A 16,519-nucleotide genomic window follows, 5' to 3' on the forward strand; every position below is an offset into this window, starting at 1 on the left:
GCCCTAGCTGGAATGCAGGACATTCGACGGAAGGCAGGATCATGACGAAGACGGCACTGGTGGCTGGCGCGAGCGGTATCATCGGCAGCGCCACAGCCGCGCACCTTACGAAACGCGGTTGGACGGTGCATGGGATTGCCCGTCGCCCGGTCGAGCAAGACGGTGTCCTGCCGATCGCAGCGGACCTTCAGCATCTGTCGGCGACGACCGCGGCGCTGGCCGACGTGCGGGCAGACGCGGTGTTCATCACCACCTGGCTGCGCCAGCCGACGGAAGCGGAGAATATCCGCGTCAACTCGGCGCTGGTGCGCAACCTGCTCGATGGCTTGCGCGCGTCGGGCCATCCGCCCAAGCATGTCGCGCTCGTGACGGGCCTCAAACACTATCTCGGGCCGTTCGAGGCCTATGGCAAAGGCGTCCTGCCACAGACGCCCTTCCGTGAAGAGCAAGGCCGGCTCGACGTTCCCAACTTCTATTATGCTCAGGAGGACGAGCTGTTCGCCGCAGCCGCGCGCGACGGCTTCACCTGGAGCGTCCACCGGCCGCACACTGTGATCGGCAAGGCGGTGGGCAATGCGATGAACATGGGAACGACCCTTGCCGTCTACGCGACGATCTGCCGCGAGACGGGCCGGCCGTTCCGGTTCCCTGGCTCCTTGGCGCAATGGGATGGGCTTACCGACATGACGGATGCCACGATGCTTGCCCGCCAGATGCTGTGGGCGCTGGAGACGCCAGCGGCGGCGAACCAGGCGTTCAACATCGTCAATGGCGACGTTTTCCGCTGGAAGTGGATGTGGGCGCAGATCGCCCAATGGTTCGGCATCGAGCCGGCCCCATTCGACGGCTCTGTACTGACGCTGGAGGAGCAAATGGCGGACGATGCCGCGATCTGGCGGACCATCGCCGCGCGCGAAGGTCTTGTGGAGGCGGATCTCGGCCGGCTGGCCTCTCCGTGGCACACCGATGCCGATTTGGGCCGGCCGATCGAATGCCTTACAGACATGGCGAAAAGCCGTCGTCTGGGGTTTGGTGATTTCGAGCCGACCCAGGACGCCTTCTTCCGGCTGTTCGACACGCTAGAGGCGGACCGCATCATCCCCGGAAAAGAGGCGCGATCCGTTCGGCCGAGCTGACTTCCCATGCGCGGGCATCGGAAGCGTCGCTCGCGTCAACATGAGGATAATGGCCTTGGCCGGGTATCGGTTTGAGGGGCGGCCAGCGCGTCGGCGCTGGCACGCCATGCCGCCTCAGGCGAAGATATCCGCCAGATCGCGCGACGCCGGGCCATCCTTCCAGTTGCGCAGCGACGTGTAGAGGCTGGCCTGCGCCACGCTCCAGAAGGCGATGAAGATCGTGTTGGTGACGGCCGACAGCGCCAGATAGGCCGGCGAAAACTGCATCGCGCCATTATTGACGACCGGCATCATCCCGCCGGTGATCATCACGACGCCCAGCAGGCCCGACAACAGCCACAGCAGGATCAGCAGCAGAATCTGAAACCCGAATATCCGCCAGCGCGCGCCCTTGGTCAGGTACCGGCTGCGCCCGAACGCGGCGAAGACGCCGCTATCCTCCGCCACCAGCGCGGGCGCGGCGACCGACCACATGATGAACAGCATGATGCCCGGCACCAGCAGCAGCATGAAGCCGGCCATGAAGCCCAGGACCAGCAACAAAGTCAGCCCGATCAGCGGCACCGCGTTCGACAGGCCGGTGCCGATGCACGCGCCAAGGCTCGCCTTCTCCCCCTTCGCATGGGCCAGCGTCGCGCGGACCAGCGCGCCCTGCACCAGCATCGAGAGCAGCAGGAAGATGATGAAGGACGCGATCGACACGGCGATCACCGCAAGTGTGCTGCCGCGATCGGCCACCGCCAGCGAAGCCCCGATGAAATAGCTGTAGATCGCCTGCGGCACCGCCCCGAACAGAAAGGCGATGCCGAAGGTCGCGACCGGATTGCTGCCCAGCGTGCCGAATGCCCGCCCCAGGACCGTCCCGACGGAAAAGGACCGCCCCTCATCCGCCATCGCCTGTGTCGCCATCCCGATACTCCCCCCGTTTATAAACCCGCTGCCATGCTGTCCCATCTGTCGGACTTTGTCATCCTTTGAATGACTTGCGCCGCCGTCATCAGTCGCTAGGGTCGCAGGCCGATGGGGGTGGCAGCAATGGCCGGACCAGATTCGCTATCCGACGACAAACTGGCTGCGGCGCATCGCGCGCTGCGGTCCGGTGGCGATATCCAGTTCGACATGATGCCAGCGCCCGGCCGCCAGCCGCCGCCCGCCTGGCTCAAGGCACTGGGCGAATGGCTGGAAGAGGTGCTGGCGCCGGTTGGCCGCTTCCTGCGCTGGATCGGCAGCTTCATGCCAGACGCGCCTTATGCCCGCATCTTCCTGTGGACCATCATCGCCGTGCTGGCGTTGCTGATCCTCTGGATCGTGGTGGATCGGGTCCGTCATGGCGAATGGCGCCTGCCGCAATGGCGCCGCCGTCGCACCGCCCGGTCGGTCGATGCCGATGAAGAAGACTGGACGCCCGACGCCGCCCCGGCCCGCGCCTGGCTGGAGGAGGCGGATGCGCTGGCAGGGCAGGGGCGCTATGCCGAAGCGGTGCATCATCTCCTGCTGCGCAGCGTCGAGGATATGGCCCGCCGCCGGCCGCATATCGTCCGCCCCGCTCTCACCAGCCGCGACCTCGCCCACGCGGACGGCATCCCGTCCGCCCCCCGCCGCCTCTTCACCGAAATCGCGCAGGCGGTCGAGCGCAGCCTGTTCGGCGGCCGCCCGATAGATGCGGCGGAATGGGATCGCTGTCGCCACGCCTATGCCGACTTCGCGCAGACGCGGAGCTGGGCGGCGTGAGCGACATCGCCATCATCCGCCAGACCAGCGACGCCGGCCTGTTCCGGGGGCGTACCGTCGCCCTGATGCTGGCGATCGGCATCGCCGGTTTCGTCGGCATGCTGGTGCTGGGCGCCTATGCCCCGGATCTGCGATCGGGCCGCAATGGCGGGGCGCATGCCCTGTCCAACGCCGTCACCGGCTATGCCGCGCTGGTGAAGCTGGCGGAGGCAACCGGCCGCAACCCCCGCATCGTCCGCAACGCCCATGATTTCGAGACGGAGGATCTGCTGATCCTGACGCCCGAAACCGGCGCGACCGACATCAGCCAGGCGCTGATTCAGCGCGCGACCAGGCCGACCTTGTTCGTCCTGCCCAAATGGCGCACCGTGCCCGATGAGGATCATGCCGGCTGGGCGCGCTATCAGGGGCTGCTCCCGCTCGATGAATCGATCGGCGTGCTGGCGCCGGGCATCCGCTTCACCATGCGGCAAGGCAAGAGCGGCGGCGGCCTATTGGAGTCCCATGGCGCGCCCGGCCGCTTCTGGACCCCGCGCCCGGTGCAGGTCATCACCGGCATCGACCCCGATAACGACCAGCAGCAGGACCGGTGGCGTGATCTGCACCCGATGTTGACGGACGGGCGCGGTGGCATCCTGCTGGCGCAGGTGGGGGAAGGGCCGCTCTATGTCCTGGCCGATCCAGATCTGCTCAATAATCGCGGCATGAAGGATCTGGGTCAGGCCCGGTCCGCGCTCGCCCTGCTCGACTGGCTGAACAGCACGGACGCAGACGGCATCGCGTTCGACGTGTCGATGAACGGCCTCGGCCATTCGCGCAGCCCGTTGAAATTGCTGTTCGAACCGCCTTTCCTGGCGATGACGCTGGCGGTTGTCGCGACCCTGCTGCTCGCCGGCTTCCACGCGTTCGGCCGCTTCGGCCCGGCGCGCGCCCGCGCCCGCGCCGTCGCCTTCGGCAAGACGGCGCTGGTCGATAACAGCGCGCTGCTGATCCGCAAGGCCGGCCGCGAATCGCGCCTCGGCGGTCGCTATGCCGCCGTCATCCGCGAGCGCGCCGCTCGTGCCTTCGGTGCACCGGCACGGCTGCGCGATCAGGCGCTCGACCAGTATCTCGACAGTTTGAAAGGGGCGCACCGCTTCACCGATCTCGCGCAGGCGGCGGATGCGGCAAGCGACCGGCACAGCCTGCGCGATGCCGCGCAGGCACTCCATGATTGGCAGAAGGACAAGAGCTGATGAATGTGACCGACGTACAGGCGCTTGGTCAGGCGATCCGGCAGGAGGTGGCCCGCGCGGTCGTGGGGCAGGAGGCAACGGTCGACCTCATGCTCGTCGCGCTCTTTTCGGGCGGCCATATCCTGCTGGAAGGACCGCCGGGCACCGCCAAGACCCTGATCGCGCACAGCTTCGCCCGCGCGCTCGGCCTGGATTTCGGCCGTATCCAGTTCACGCCCGACCTGATGCCCGGCGACATCATCGGCGCCAATCTGTTCAATTTTCAGACCAGCCAGTTCACCCTGACGCGCGGGCCGATCTTCACCGAATTGCTGCTGGCCGACGAAATCAACCGCACCCCGCCCAAGACGCAGGCGGCTTTGCTGGAGGCGATGCAGGAACGCACCGTCACCATCGACGGCGAAAGCCTGGCCTTGAGCGACCGGTTCATGGTCGTCGCGACCCAGAATCCGATCGAGCAGCAGGGCGTCTATCCCTTGCCCGAAGCGCAACTCGACCGCTTCCTCTTCAAACAGAGCGTCGATTATCCCAGCGCGGCCGAGGAACGGCGGATCGTCGCCACCCATGGCGCGCGCACCCATGCGATGACGCCGGAAACATGGGGCGTCACTCCCGTCGCCGACGCCGCCCGCATCGCGGAGGCGATCGGTGTCGTGAACGAGGTTCGCCTGGTCGATGAAGTGATCGACTATATTCTCGCCCTCATTCGCGGCACCCGCGACGTCGCCGATCTGGAAAGCGGTGCCTCCCCCCGCGCCGGCGCGATGCTGGCCGGTGCCGCCCGCGCCCGCGCCGCGCTCGATGGTCGCGACTTCGTCATACCCGACGACGTCAAGGCGCTTGCACCTGCCTTGCTGCGACACCGCCTGATCCTCTCGCCTGCCGCCGAAATCGACGGCCGCCGGATCGAAGATGTCGTGACCGGCATCATCGACACGATCGAGGCGCCGCGCTGAGCGCGCTGCGATGATCTACCCCACCCGCACCGCCATCTTCTGCGCGGCGGCCGGCGTGCCCGCGACCTTGCTCGTCGCGCTGATGCTGCCGGGCCGCTGGTATGCCGCGCTCGCCTGGCCGGTCGCGGTGCTGCTGGCCTGTCTGGCCGATGCGCTGGGCGGGGCAGGGCCGGGGCAGGCGCGATTGCACCTCACCCTTCCCAAAACCGCCAGCGTCGGCGCGAGCGTGGAGGGCAAAGCGACGATCGCCATCCCCGGCACGCCGCGCGCGCAATTGCTGCTCGATATCGGCCCGTTGCTGGCACAGGATGAGGATGGCCTGTGGATCGATCTGACGGACGGGAAGGGCGCCGCCGCCATCCCCCTGCAAACCACCCGGCGCGGCACGGCGCGGGTGGCCCGTGGCTGGCTCCGCTGGAAGGGGGCGCTCGGCCTCGTCTGGAAACAGCGTATCCTGCCGCTCGACGCGACCATGGCGATCCTGCCCGACATCCGCCCGGTCCATGATCGCGGCGCGCAGATTTTCCAGCGACACGCCCTTGCCGGCCTGATGGCGCAGGTCGATCGCGGCGACGGCGCCGATTTCGACGCACTGGTCGAATTCCGCTCCGGCATGGACCGGCGCGCGATCGACTGGAAGCAATCCGCCCGTCATTCCAAGCTGCATGCCAAGGAATTCCGCTCCGAACGCAACAACCAGATCGTCTTCGCGATCGACGCCGGTCGCCAGATGAGCGAGCCGGTCGCGGGCCTCCCCCGGCTCGACCGGGTCGTCTCGGCGATGCTGCTGACCGCCTGGGTCGCTTTGAAGCTGGGCGACCGGGTCGCGCTCCACGCCTTCGATTCGCGCCCGCGCATCGCCAGCGGCCTCGTGTCCGGCGCGGCCGCCTTCGGCGAACTCCAGCGGCTCGCCGCACAGATCGATTATAGTGGCGATGAAAGCAATTATACCCACGCCCTCACCACGCTCGCGACCCGGCTGACCCGCCGTTCGATGATCGTACTGTTCACCGAGTTCACCGATCTCACCTCCGCCGAATTTCTGGTCCGCGCCGCCAGCCGGCTGGTGGAAACGCATCTGCTGCTGGTCGTGGTGCTGCGCGACGAGGAACTGGAATCCATTCTCGACCGCCGCCCCGCCAGCGCCGACGATGTCACCCGCGCCGTCACCGCCGCCGCGCTGCTGCGCGACCGGCTGACCGTGCTGACCCGTCTGCGCCACCTGGGCGCCCATGTGATAGAGGCCGAGCATGATCGCGTCGCCGACCGGCTGGTCCAGGGCTATGTCGATCTCAAGCGGAGGAACCTGCTGTGAGCGCTCTCGTCCAAGGCTCTGCCGCCCCGCCACTGGTGAACGCCAGCCGCTTCCGCACCGCTCATGAAGCGGAATGGGACCGGCTCGACCAGCTTGTCACCCGCATGGAAAAACGCTCGGTCCGCGTGCTGTCGGAGGATGAAATTCTCGCGCTACCCCTGCTCTATCGCTCGGCGCTCTCCTCTTTGTCGGTGGCGCGCGAAACTTCGCTCGACCGGGCGCTCATCACCTATCTGGAGCAGCTCTGCACCCGCGCCTATTTCCAGCTCTACGGCGTGCCCGACACGGCCCTGCGCCAGCTTGGCCGCTTCTTTGCGCGGGACTGGCCGCTCGCGGTACAGGGGCTATGGCGCGAAACATTGGCCTGCCTCGTCCTGACGTTGGTGGGCGTCATCGCCGGCTGGTGGCTCGTGGCGGCCGACGCCAGCTGGTATTACAGCATCATCCCCGACGCGATGGCCAGCGGACGCGATCCCGCCGCCAGCGCGGATACGCTGCGCGCCACCATCTACGGCTCGCAGGAGGGCGGGGGCCTTGCCACCTTCGCCGCCTATCTCTTCACCCATAACAGCCAGGTCGCGATCTTCGCCTTCGCGCTCGGCTTCGCCTTCACCGTGCCGACCGTGCTCCTCCTCCTCTATAACGGCCTGACGCTGGGCGCGATGCTGTGTCTCTTCGCCAGCAAGGGGCTGGGCCTCAATTTCCTCGGCTGGCTCACCATCCATGGTTCGACCGAAATGTTCGCCATCATCCTGGCTGGGGCTGCGGGCATGAAGATCGGCACCGCCGTCGCCTTCCCCGGCCGCTACGAACGCACCGAGGCCGCCGTCATCGCCGGGCGCAGCGCCGCCATCGCCATGGCCGGCGTGGTGCTGATGCTGCTGGTCGCGGGCCTGCTCGAAGGGATCGGGCGCCAGACGATCCAGCAGGATGCGATGCGCTACGGCATCGGCCTTGCCGCGCTCGCCGGCTGGCTCACTTATTATTATCTACCCCGCCGGCGGGAGGATCGCGATGCCTTGGCGGCGTAAGCGGGAGCGCAAAGCGCCCGCCTCGCTGCGGCGCAGCTTCGTCACGCCCGAAGGCGTAGACCTGCGCCTCGAACTGGCGAGCGCGGGGACGCGGGCGTCGGCCTTCATTCTCGATATCCTCATCCTCTTCATCAGCCTCATCCTCACCACCGTCGCGATCGGCCTGCTCGGCATTGCCAAGGCGCAGGCCGAAATCTTCATGATCCTCTGGCTGATCGGCGCCTTCATGCTGCGCAACGGCTGGTTCATCCTGTTCGAAATGGGCGGGCGCGGCGCCACGCCGGGCAAGCGACTGCTGGGCCTGCGCGTCGTCGCGCGCGATGGCGGGCGCCTGACCGGCGGCGCGGTGATCGCCCGCAACGCGCTGCGTGAGATCGAGATTTTCCTGCCGCTCTCCTTCCTTGGCATGCAGGCGGCGGATGGCGCGGCGGACGGCTTCCTCACCCTCTTCGCGCTGTGCTGGACCGGCATCTTCCTCTTCTTCCCGCTCTTCAACCGCGACCGGCTGCGGGTGGGGGATCTGCTGGCGGGCACCTGGGTCGTGAACACCGTCCGCGCCAAGCTGGGCGAGGATCTGGTCGCCACCCGCGCCCAGCGGCCGCACCGCGTCTTCACCGATGCCGCGCTCGACCTTTACGGCATCTACGAACTGCAAACGCTGGAAAATGTCCTGCGCAATGGACAGGATGATGCGATCGTCACCGTCGCCGCGACCATCCGGCGCAAGGCGGGCCTGCCCGACGATGGCGACGATTACGCCTTCCTCTCGGACTATTATGCGGCCCTGTGCGCCCGGCTGGAGCGCGGCATGCTGGTCGGCCGTCGCCGCGAGGACAAGCATGCGAGCGCGGGGCGGCGCTAACCCCATGTCCGTTCGGTTCGAGCGTGTCGAGAAGCGTCCAGCGCTGCGCGATCGTTTCTCCACTACGTTCGAAACGAACGGATGCTTGATTATCCCGGCAGTGCGATCATCGAAATCTGCCGCCCATAATCGCTTTCTTGTGCGTGGCAGGACCGGCGATAGCTGTAGAATCGGTCTGGCTGGCTATAGGTATCCTCGTCCAGCATCGCGATCCGCCCGATCCCGGCACTGGCCAGCCGCGCCGCGACATAGGCCGCGATATCGAACTGGCAATGGCCCGGCCGTCCACCCGGCGTGAAGAAACGTTCGTTAGCCTCGTCCGCCTGGGCAAAATGTGCGGCGAAATCGTTCCCCACCTCATAGGACAGTCGCCCGATGCACGGCCCGATGGCGCAAGCGATTCGGGCAGGATCGGCGCCCAGGACCACCATCGCCGCGATCGTCCGGTCGGTCACGCCGCCGATCGCGCCCTTCCATCCGGCATGCGCCGCGCCGACGACGCCGGCCTGTGCATCTGCAAACAGCACGGGCACGCAATCGGCGGTCAATATGCCCAGCACCAGCCCCGGCCGGTCGGTCACCATCGCGTCGGTGGACGGCCGGTCGCCCTCCGCGATCCCGCCCGTCACCGTCGCCACGTCGGGCGAATGGACCTGATGCACCGTCACCAAAGTCGCACCGGGCAGCAACGCGTCGCGCGCCAGATCGCGGTTGCGCAATACCGCTTCCCGCTCGTCCGCCGACCCCAGCCCGACATTCAGCCCCGCATGAATGCCCGTGGACACGCCGCCGCGCCGCCCGGCAAAGCCATGGGGCATGCTTTCCAGTGCCTTGGCGCGCAGCAATTCGATCATCGGCAAGGCTCCTGTCAGTCCCATGTCAGTCCGTTCCACTACTGCACGGGAATGTCGCGCGAACGCAACATACTTGCGCGTGGCGGATTAGGCGATAGTCTCGCGTCATAGCCAATGGAGCGGGTGCAAAGCCGCCCGGCAAAACAATGAAGACAAAAGGGCATCATTCATGATTTTCGGGCGCGTAAAGCCTCTCGACGCCATTTTGGCGACGGCCGAGAAGAAATCGCTGCATCGGTCGCTGGGCGCATTCCAGCTGACGATGCTGGGCATCGGCGCCGTCATCGGCACCGGCATCTTCGTGCTGACGGCGGAGGCCGCGCAGAAGGCCGGCCCCGGCATGATGCTCTCCTTCGTCATCGCCGGTTTCGTCTGTGCCGTAGCGGCGCTCTGTTACGCCGAAATGGCGGCGATGGTGCCTGTTTCCGGTTCCGCCTACACCTATAGCTATGCCGTCATGGGCGAACTGATCGCCTGGATGGTCGGCTGGGCGCTGATCCTGGAATATGCGGTCGCCGCCGGCGCCGTGTCGGTCGGCTGGTCCGGCTATGTGGTCGGCCTGATCGAACATACATTCCACCTCGACATTCCCGATCTGCTGACGCGCGGGCCGTTCGATGGTGGCATGGTCAACCTGCCCGCGATGCTGATCGCGTCGCTCGTCACCTGGCTGCTGGTCATCGGTACGAAGGAAAGCGCGACCGTCAACGCCGTGCTGGTCGCGATCAAGGTCGCCGCGCTGACCCTGTTCATCGTGCTGGCTTTGCCGGTCATCAACATGGACAAGTTCACCCCCTTCGCCCCGCTCGGCTTTTCGGGCATCTCGGCCGCTGCCGCCTCCATCTTCTTCGCCTATGTCGGCTTCGACGCCGTCTCCACCGCCGCTGAAGAAACCAAGAATCCGCAGCGTAACATGCCGATCGGCCTGATCGGTTCGCTCGGCATCTGCACCATCTTCTACATGCTCGTCGCCGCCGGCGTCATCGGCACCGTCGGTGCGCAGCCGGTCGCTGGCCCGGCCGGCGAAGTGCTGGCCCCCGGCTCCGCCGCCCTGTCGCAGCAATGCGCCGCGCTTGCCGCTGCCGGCACCGAAGCCGTCACCTGCTCGAAGGAAGCGCTGGCCTGGACCCTGCGTGAAATCGGCTGGCCCCAGATCGGCAACCTGCTCGGCCTCGCCGCCGGCCTTGCGCTGCCTTCGGTCATCTTGATGATGATGTTCGGCCAGACCCGCATCTTCTTCGTCATGAGCCGCGACGGCCTGCTGCCGGCCGTCTTCTCGAAGGTCCACCCGACCTACAAGACGCCGCATGTCATCACCATCCTGACCGGTATCTTCGTCGCGCTGTTCGCCGCCTTCTTCCCGGTCGGCATCCTGGCGGACATCTCCAACTCCGGCACGCTCTTCGCCTTCGCCGCCGTGTCGATCGCGGTGATGCAGCTGCGCAAGACCGATCCCAACCGCGCCCGCCCGTTCCGCACCCCTGCGATCATGGTGACGGCGCCGATCGCCATTGCCGGCTGCGTCTATCTCTTCTGGAGCCTGGGCATCGAAACCAAGCTGATGTTTGTCGGCTGGGCGACCTTGGGCCTGCTGGTCTATTTCGGCTACAGCCGCAGCCGCAGCCATGTCGGTCGTGGCGTGGTGGACGTTGCCGAGGGCGACAGCGACATCCCGCCGCAGCCGGTGCCGCCGCTGCCGGGCGCGCCGACGCCGGGCGGCAAGGACGCCTGATCCGGACACAGAAAAGGGGCGGGAAACCGCCCCTTTTTCTTTGCCTTAATAGGGGTGGGATCACCTTCTCAGCCGTTCGGGCTGAGCTTGTCGAAGCCTCTCTCCAGCGCTCCCGATCAGTGGAAGTCGACCTCAGCCTCCCGCATCGCGCCATGATGGGGCCGGGTGAACAGCTTGCCGCGCTCCGCCCAGATCACGATCAGGAAAGATCCGACGCCAAAGGTCAGCAGGCCGATGGTGAAGGGCAGGGTGGTGCCGTCGAAGGCGCGACCCACGACGCTGCCCAGCGCGCTCGACAAGGCGGTCGTCAGGAACGCCTGGAAGGAAGAGGCGACCCCCGCGCCCTTGTGGAAAGGCTCCATCGAAATGGCGCTGAAATTGGACGCGGTGAAGGCCACGGTCATCATCGTCATCGCCTGTAGCACCATGAAGGTCGCCAGCGTTTCCGCGCCAACCAGAATCACCGCCAGATGCACGGCCGCGATCAGGATGAAGGCGATCAGCGCGCTCTGGCTCATGCGCCGCGCACCAAAGCGCGACACCAGCCGGCTGTTGATCAGGCTGCCGACGCCCATGCAACCTGCGATCGCGGCAAATCCCAGCGGAAAGATCGCCTGCGCGTCGAACACATCATAGAAAATCTGCTGGATCGACAGGATGAAGCCGATCAGCCCGCCCATGACCACGCCGCTGGCCAGCATATAGCCGATCGAACTGCGTGTCCGCATGACCATGCCTATCGTCTGCAACAACGCGCCCGGCGTGATCCGCATGCGATTTTCCGGCTTCAGCGTTTCGGGCAGGCGCACGACCATCCAGATCAGGATCAGGCTGGCCAATATGACCAGCGCCCAGAAGATCCAGCGCCATGGCGCGACCAGCAGGACCGCCGATCCGAAACTGGGCGCCATAACCGGAATCAGCATGAAGACCGCGAAGATCAGCGACATGACCCGTGCCATCGCGTCGCCCTGGAACCGGTCCCGCACGATGCCCACGGTGATGACCCGGCTCGCCCCGGCAAAGAAACCGGCGCAACCCCGCCCCACCAGCATCATGAAAAAGCTTTGCGCACTGGCGCAGGCGATGGACGAGACGATGAACAGCGCCATCGCGCTGCCCAGCACCAGCTTGCGGCCGAACCGGTCGGACAGCACGCCGAACAGCAGCGACCCGAAACCCAGCCCCAGAAAATAGACGCTGATGATCAGCTGTCGATCATTGGGATGCGGGATCGCCAGGTCGCGGCCGATGTCGGGCAGGGCCGGCAGCATCGGGTCGATCGACATCGCGTTCATCGCCATCAGGCATGCGCATAGCAGCACGAATTCGCGGAAATGAATGTCCTTGGCGGCTGACGCTGGCGAAACAGGGGGGGTGGGACTCATGCGGGGGCTATGCGGGCAACCGGCCGTTGATTCCAGTCCCAATGCGCCACCTGCCATCAGAAGTGCGCGGGATAGTGAGGGTTCGGCCTTATGCGAAGCGTTCCCCCGGCCTGCGCCGAGGAACGAAAAGCCATAGGTTCACATCGATGTCGGTCGATATTCGCGGAAAGTCTAACGATCAGACCATTATGGCAAAAATTCCGTTAACCATTTTTTATCGCTTCCCGATCAAACCTGCTCCTCGTGGAAAAGGGGTCGCAATCCATTGAGCTAGTTTGAAAGACGGGGGAAACATCATGGCTAACAGTATCAAGAGCGCAGAATTTCTTATGCAGGCCCGCCAGTCGCGGGCGACCTATGGTTCGGCGGACGAGTGTTTCGATCTGGGCGTGGCCTATAGCTGCGGCACTGGCGACCTGCCGATCGACCTGATCGAAGCGCATAAATGGTTCAACCTCGCCGCGCTGCGTGGCAGCGAGCAGGGCCAGTCGATGCGCGCCGAAATCGCCGAGGAAATGACCGCGCGCCAGATCGCCGAAGCCCAGCGCCAGGCCCGCGCCCTCATCGCCGCCGGCCAGTTGCGCGCCGCCTGATCAGCCGCCTTTCCTGAACGGCGTCCGTTCGGCCAGCCACAGCCGGTCGCGCTGTACGCCTTCCCGTTCGGCCACCAGAAAATCGGCGACCGCCCGGCGAAAACCCGCATTGGGCAGAAAATGCGCGGAAAAGGTCGGCTCGGGTGCATAGCCGCGCGCCAGCTTGTGACCGCCCTGCGCGCCTGCCTCCACCTTGCTAAGGCCGCGCGCGATCGCCGCGTCGATCGCCTGATAATAGCAAAGTTCGAAATGCAGGTTGGGCACATCCTGCGAACAGCCCCAATAGCGGCCATAGAGCGTGTCACCGCCGATCAGGTTGAGCGCGCCCGCGATCGGTTGCCCATCCCGCAGCGCCAGGATCAGCAAAATCTTGTCCGCCATCGTCTCCCCCAAAATGGAGAAGAAAGCGCGGGTCAGATAGGGCTGCCCCCATTTGCGCGCGCCGGTATCCTGATAGAAATCCCAGAAAATATCCCAATGCGCCTCGGTCAGGTCGCCGCCGGTGAGATGGACGATCTCCAGCCCTTCGACCGCGCGGGCGCGTTCCTTGCGAATATTCTTGCGCTTCTCGCTCGACAGGTCGGTCAGGAAATCGGCGAAGCTGCCATAGCCCCGGTTGGTCCAATGATATTGGCTGTCCTCCCGGATCAGCCAGCCCGCCGCCTCGAACAGCGGCACCTCCTCCGGCGCGATGAAGGTCGCATGGGCGGACGACAATTCGTTGCGCTCCACCAGCATCTCGATTCCGGCGATCAATGCGGGCGCCATAGCCTTGTCGCGCAGCAACAGCCGGGGACCGGGCACGGGGGAGAAAGGCGCGGCGATCTGGATCTTGGGATAATATTGCCCGCCGGCCCGTTCCCACGCCTCGGCCCAACCATGGTCGAACACATATTCGCCCTGGCTATGGCTTTTGCCGTAAGCCGGCGCGGCGGCGGCGATCTGCCCGTCAGGCCCGTCGATCACGATCGGCAAGGGTTGCCATCCACTGCCTTCGCCGACGCTGCCGGATCGCTCCAGTGCGACCAAAAAATCCCAACTTATGAATGGGTTATTCTGTCCGGCGCAGGCGTCCCACTGCGTCCGGTCGAAATCCGCCACTCCCGACGCGATGCGCGCCACCACGTCAATCACGGGGCCGCTCGAAGATGATCTGGTCGGCATGGGCGGCGCCGGACGCCTGCTCCGCCGCGCTGCGCACGGTCCATGTCAGCACGGGCGTCCCCTTGGTTTGGGCATGGCGGGACAGGCGGGATGGCAGGTCGCGAATATCACAGGCCAGAAAGTCGGGCTTCGACAGCCAAAGTGCAAGAGCGCGTTCGATCGCCCCGCGCAAACGCCCCTTGCCCTGCTGCGTCAGGACAAGCCCATGCACCTGTCCAACTCGCTGTCGCAAAAACCAGCGGACCGCCCATGGATTGAAGGACATGACCGCTACCGGCGCATCGGGCCAGGCCGCCAGATCGCGCGCTACCGCCGCGCAAACGGCCTCGACCTGCCGCCCGTCCGCCTTGATCTCGACCAGCAATGGGGTGCGTCCCCCGCATCGTGCCAGCAGTGCCGACAGGCGCGGGATCGTACCGCCATCGGGGAGGGTGATCTGGTCCAATATGGCGGCGTCCAGCGCCGCGACCGCCGCGTCGCGCCCGGTCATCCGCGTCAACGCGGTGTCATGAAAGACGAAGGCGACGCCATCCCGGCTCGCCCGGACATCGCATTCGATACCATATCCTTCGGCGATGGCGGCGTCGAACGCCGCCGTCCCATTTTCACTCAGCCTTTGCCCGTCCGTCTGGCCATGCAGTCCGCGATGGGCGAAGGGCCGGGCGGTCAGCCAATCAGGCGTCCGCTTTGACAAGCACCACCGCGTCGATTTCCACCACAGCGCCCAGCGGCAGCACCGGCACACCGACCGCGCTGCGCGCATGCTTGCCCGCTTCGCCGAACACTTCGACCATCAGTTCCGACGCGCCATTGGCGACCTTGGGCTGGTCGGTGAAGGACGGCGCGCTGCTGATGAAGGCGCCCAGCTTCACGATCCGCTCGACCCGGTCCAGCGACCCCAGCGCCGCCTTGATCTGGGCGATCAGGTTGAGGCCACATACTCGCGCGGCGGCGACGCCATAATCCAGGTCGCGGTCTTCACCCAGGCGGCCGGTCATCAGGCCGTCGGGCGCCAGCGCAATCTGGCCGCTGATATGCAGAAGACCATTGGCCTCGACCGCCGCGACATAGGCGGCGACGGGCGCGGCGGCTTGCGGCAGGGTGATGCCCAGTTCGGTCAGGCGGGCTTCGATGCTCATGAAAGGACTCCTTGATTGTTATGCATGTCGATCGGGGCCGGCCCTTGCGCCAGCTTGTCGGTGATCCAGTTTTCGGCGGCCGCCCAATTGTCGATCCGGGCATGCGCATAAGCCGCATCCTCGACATATTCTGCCATTTCCGGCTCTCCCACCAGATGCAGCCGCCATACGCCCGGCGCATGGATCGCCACCGAATGATGATGTTCGGCCAGATCGTCGACGAACAGGGCGACGCTGGGCTGCCGATCCGCGACGATTTTCGCCAGCGCCCGGCCTTTGCCGCCCTGGTTCCAATGGACCGGCAGATGCAGGCCATGGGTCGCCAGCTGATCGGCGCGCGGCTGCTGGTGCCGCTCGGTGATATTGGTCAGTACGACGATGTCGGCAATGGCGGACAGTCGATGCAACGCCTCGATCGCGCCCGCGATCGGCGTCTGCCGGTGCATTTCCGTCTCGAAAAAGCCCAGCAGCAACGCCCACACCAGCTCGCGCTCCACCACCACGCCGCTATCCTTGTGGCGCAGCGCCTCGGCAAAGCCGCGTTCCTGCATGTCGAAATGCACATCATGCGTCTCGTCCAGCCACTGGCGGAACGGCACCACCATATGCAGCAGCACCTCGTCGCAATCGGTGATGATCAGGGGGCGGGTCATCGGTTCAATCTCTCCTGCGCCGCGATCAGGGCGGCGGGGGTGGTGTCGATCGCTTCGGCGCAGGCGATCAGGTCCGGCTCATGATCCGCCAGGAATGCCAGCACCGCGCTCAATATGGCGGGGTCGCCAATCCCGGCGCGCAACGCATCGACGTCCAGCCCCGTCAGCGACAGCAGCCGGTCCGCACGCCCCCCGTCGCTCAGCGTCCATCCCAGCGCCATCAGCGCCAAGGTCGCAGGGTCGGGATTGCTATCCTGCTTGCCATTCTCTGTGTCGGGTCGCATGATCGGCTTTCGGGGCGGAGCGGCTGGTTAGGCGCTCCAAAATCATTTTCGGACCGCGGGTGACTGGTGGCAAAGCGCGTGCTCGTTGTCGAGGACAACGAACTCAATCTCAAACTTTTTTGCGACCTGCTGCGCGCGCACGGGCATGAAGTGTTGCCGCTGCGCGACGGGCGCGACGTGCTGGCGCAAGCGCAGGGCTTCCTGCCTGATCTTGTCATCACCGACATCCATCTGCCCCATGTCAGCGGCCTTGATCTTATCGTCTCGCTGAAGGCGGATGATCTGCTGTCCGCCGTGCCGATCATGGCCGTCACCGCCTATGCGGGGCATGGGGATGAGGAACGCATCCGGGCCGCCGGCGCGCAGGCCTATGTGTCCAAACCCATTTCCGTGCTGCGCTTCGTGGAGCAGGTGAACGCGCTTCTGTAATGGCGACGGGCGCATTG

At 65.8% G+C, this 16,519-nt stretch carries 18 protein-coding genes; 10 read left to right on the forward strand and 8 right to left on the reverse strand.

Going from position 1 to position 16,519, the window contains the following annotated elements:
* Positions 1-41 precede the first annotated feature (41 nt).
* The gene (locus tag F4U94_RS13510) at positions 42-1,136 is read left to right on the forward strand and encodes an SDR family oxidoreductase (protein WP_120251111.1); all 1,095 of its coding nucleotides are present in this window, start codon (positions 42-44) and stop codon (positions 1,134-1,136) included.
* A gap of 114 nt (positions 1,137-1,250) precedes the next feature.
* Here F4U94_RS13510 and F4U94_RS13515 read toward each other — a convergent pair whose 3' ends face one another.
* A complete protein-coding gene (locus F4U94_RS13515; protein ID WP_120251110.1) occupies positions 1,251-2,045 on the reverse strand; it encodes a hypothetical protein in 795 nt (264 codons plus the stop codon).
* 126 nt (positions 2,046-2,171) lie between these two features.
* Between F4U94_RS13515 and F4U94_RS13520 the strand changes: the two genes are divergently transcribed.
* Genes F4U94_RS13520 through F4U94_RS13545 form a run of 6 tightly spaced genes read left to right on the forward strand, consistent with a single transcriptional unit; the run spans position 2,172 to position 8,266 of the window.
* On the forward strand, positions 2,172-2,867 hold the full coding sequence (locus F4U94_RS13520) for a DUF4129 domain-containing protein (protein ID WP_120252210.1): 696 nt from the start codon (positions 2,172-2,174) through the stop codon (positions 2,865-2,867).
* Positions 2,864-4,102 carry a DUF4350 domain-containing protein gene (locus tag F4U94_RS13525; RefSeq protein ID WP_120251109.1) on the forward strand — a complete coding sequence of 413 codons (1,239 nt, stop codon included), beginning with the start codon at positions 2,864-2,866 and terminating at the stop codon, positions 4,100-4,102. The genes F4U94_RS13520 and F4U94_RS13525 overlap by 4 nt, the downstream gene beginning before the upstream one ends.
* Positions 4,102-5,058 carry an AAA family ATPase gene (locus F4U94_RS13530; protein ID WP_120251108.1) on the forward strand — a complete coding sequence of 319 codons (957 nt, stop codon included), beginning with the start codon at positions 4,102-4,104 and terminating at the stop codon, positions 5,056-5,058. The genes F4U94_RS13525 and F4U94_RS13530 overlap by 1 nt, the downstream gene beginning before the upstream one ends.
* 10 nt (positions 5,059-5,068) lie before the next feature.
* The gene (locus F4U94_RS13535) at positions 5,069-6,373 is read left to right on the forward strand and encodes a DUF58 domain-containing protein (RefSeq protein ID WP_120251107.1); all 1,305 of its coding nucleotides are present in this window, start codon (positions 5,069-5,071) and stop codon (positions 6,371-6,373) included.
* Entirely contained in the window at positions 6,370-7,404 is a 1,035-nt protein-coding gene (locus F4U94_RS13540) for a stage II sporulation protein M (protein ID WP_120251106.1), read from the forward strand. The genes F4U94_RS13535 and F4U94_RS13540 overlap by 4 nt, the downstream gene beginning before the upstream one ends.
* Positions 7,388-8,266, forward strand: coding sequence for an RDD family protein (locus F4U94_RS13545; protein WP_120251105.1), 879 nt, complete (start codon positions 7,388-7,390; stop codon positions 8,264-8,266). The genes F4U94_RS13540 and F4U94_RS13545 overlap by 17 nt, the downstream gene beginning before the upstream one ends.
* Before the next feature lie 89 nt (positions 8,267-8,355).
* Here the strand turns inward: F4U94_RS13545 and pgeF are convergent, their stop codons facing one another.
* Positions 8,356-9,120 carry a peptidoglycan editing factor PgeF gene (gene pgeF, locus F4U94_RS13550; RefSeq protein WP_120252209.1) on the reverse strand — a complete coding sequence of 255 codons (765 nt, stop codon included), beginning with the start codon at positions 9,118-9,120 and terminating at the stop codon, positions 8,356-8,358.
* 169 nt (positions 9,121-9,289) lie between these two features.
* Here pgeF and F4U94_RS13555 point away from each other — a divergent pair, with 169 nt between their 5' ends.
* Positions 9,290-10,852, forward strand: a complete 1,563-nt coding sequence (locus tag F4U94_RS13555; RefSeq protein ID WP_120251104.1) for an amino acid permease — start codon at positions 9,290-9,292, stop codon at positions 10,850-10,852.
* A gap of 116 nt (positions 10,853-10,968) precedes the next feature.
* Here the strand turns inward: F4U94_RS13555 and F4U94_RS13560 are convergent, their stop codons facing one another.
* Positions 10,969-12,240 carry a multidrug effflux MFS transporter gene (locus F4U94_RS13560; protein ID WP_120251103.1) on the reverse strand — a complete coding sequence of 424 codons (1,272 nt, stop codon included), beginning with the start codon at positions 12,238-12,240 and terminating at the stop codon, positions 10,969-10,971.
* A 296-nt stretch (positions 12,241-12,536) separates the two neighbouring features.
* On the opposite strand from F4U94_RS13560, the gene F4U94_RS13565 reads away from it, so the two are divergent.
* Positions 12,537-12,833: a hypothetical protein gene (locus tag F4U94_RS13565; RefSeq protein ID WP_120251102.1), complete on the forward strand. Its 297-nt coding sequence runs from the start codon at positions 12,537-12,539 to the stop codon at positions 12,831-12,833.
* On the opposite strand, the gene F4U94_RS13570 is transcribed toward F4U94_RS13565, so the two are convergent.
* From F4U94_RS13570 to F4U94_RS13590, 5 genes are read right to left on the reverse strand one after another with little or no spacing between them, the layout of a single operon-like run.
* Positions 12,834-13,967: a GNAT family N-acetyltransferase gene (locus F4U94_RS13570; protein ID WP_150411933.1), complete on the reverse strand. Its 1,134-nt coding sequence runs from the start codon at positions 13,965-13,967 to the stop codon at positions 12,834-12,836.
* On the reverse strand, positions 13,960-14,691 hold the full coding sequence (locus tag F4U94_RS13575; protein ID WP_120251101.1) for a glycerophosphodiester phosphodiesterase family protein: 732 nt from the start codon (positions 14,689-14,691) through the stop codon (positions 13,960-13,962). The genes F4U94_RS13570 and F4U94_RS13575 overlap by 8 nt, the downstream gene beginning before the upstream one ends.
* A complete protein-coding gene (locus F4U94_RS13580) occupies positions 14,672-15,136 on the reverse strand; it encodes a RidA family protein (RefSeq protein WP_120251100.1) in 465 nt (154 codons plus the stop codon). The genes F4U94_RS13575 and F4U94_RS13580 overlap by 20 nt, the downstream gene beginning before the upstream one ends.
* On the reverse strand, positions 15,133-15,789 hold the full coding sequence (locus F4U94_RS13585; RefSeq protein ID WP_120251099.1) for an HAD family hydrolase: 657 nt from the start codon (positions 15,787-15,789) through the stop codon (positions 15,133-15,135). Before F4U94_RS13585 ends, F4U94_RS13580 begins: the two co-directional genes overlap by 4 nt.
* Positions 15,786-16,073, reverse strand: a complete 288-nt coding sequence (locus tag F4U94_RS13590; RefSeq protein ID WP_120251098.1) for a DUF3572 domain-containing protein — start codon at positions 16,071-16,073, stop codon at positions 15,786-15,788. Before F4U94_RS13590 ends, F4U94_RS13585 begins: the two co-directional genes overlap by 4 nt.
* 66 nt (positions 16,074-16,139) lie before the next feature.
* Between F4U94_RS13590 and F4U94_RS13595 the strand changes: the two genes are divergently transcribed.
* Positions 16,140-16,502 (forward strand): response regulator, encoded by a 363-nt coding sequence (locus F4U94_RS13595; protein WP_172598788.1) that lies wholly within the window; start codon positions 16,140-16,142, stop codon positions 16,500-16,502.
* Positions 16,503-16,519 lie beyond the last annotated feature (17 nt).

Origin of the sequence: Sphingobium limneticum (assembly GCF_008710155.1) — a bacterium.
Classification (GTDB): Bacteria; Pseudomonadota; Alphaproteobacteria; order Sphingomonadales; family Sphingomonadaceae; genus Sphingobium; species Sphingobium limneticum.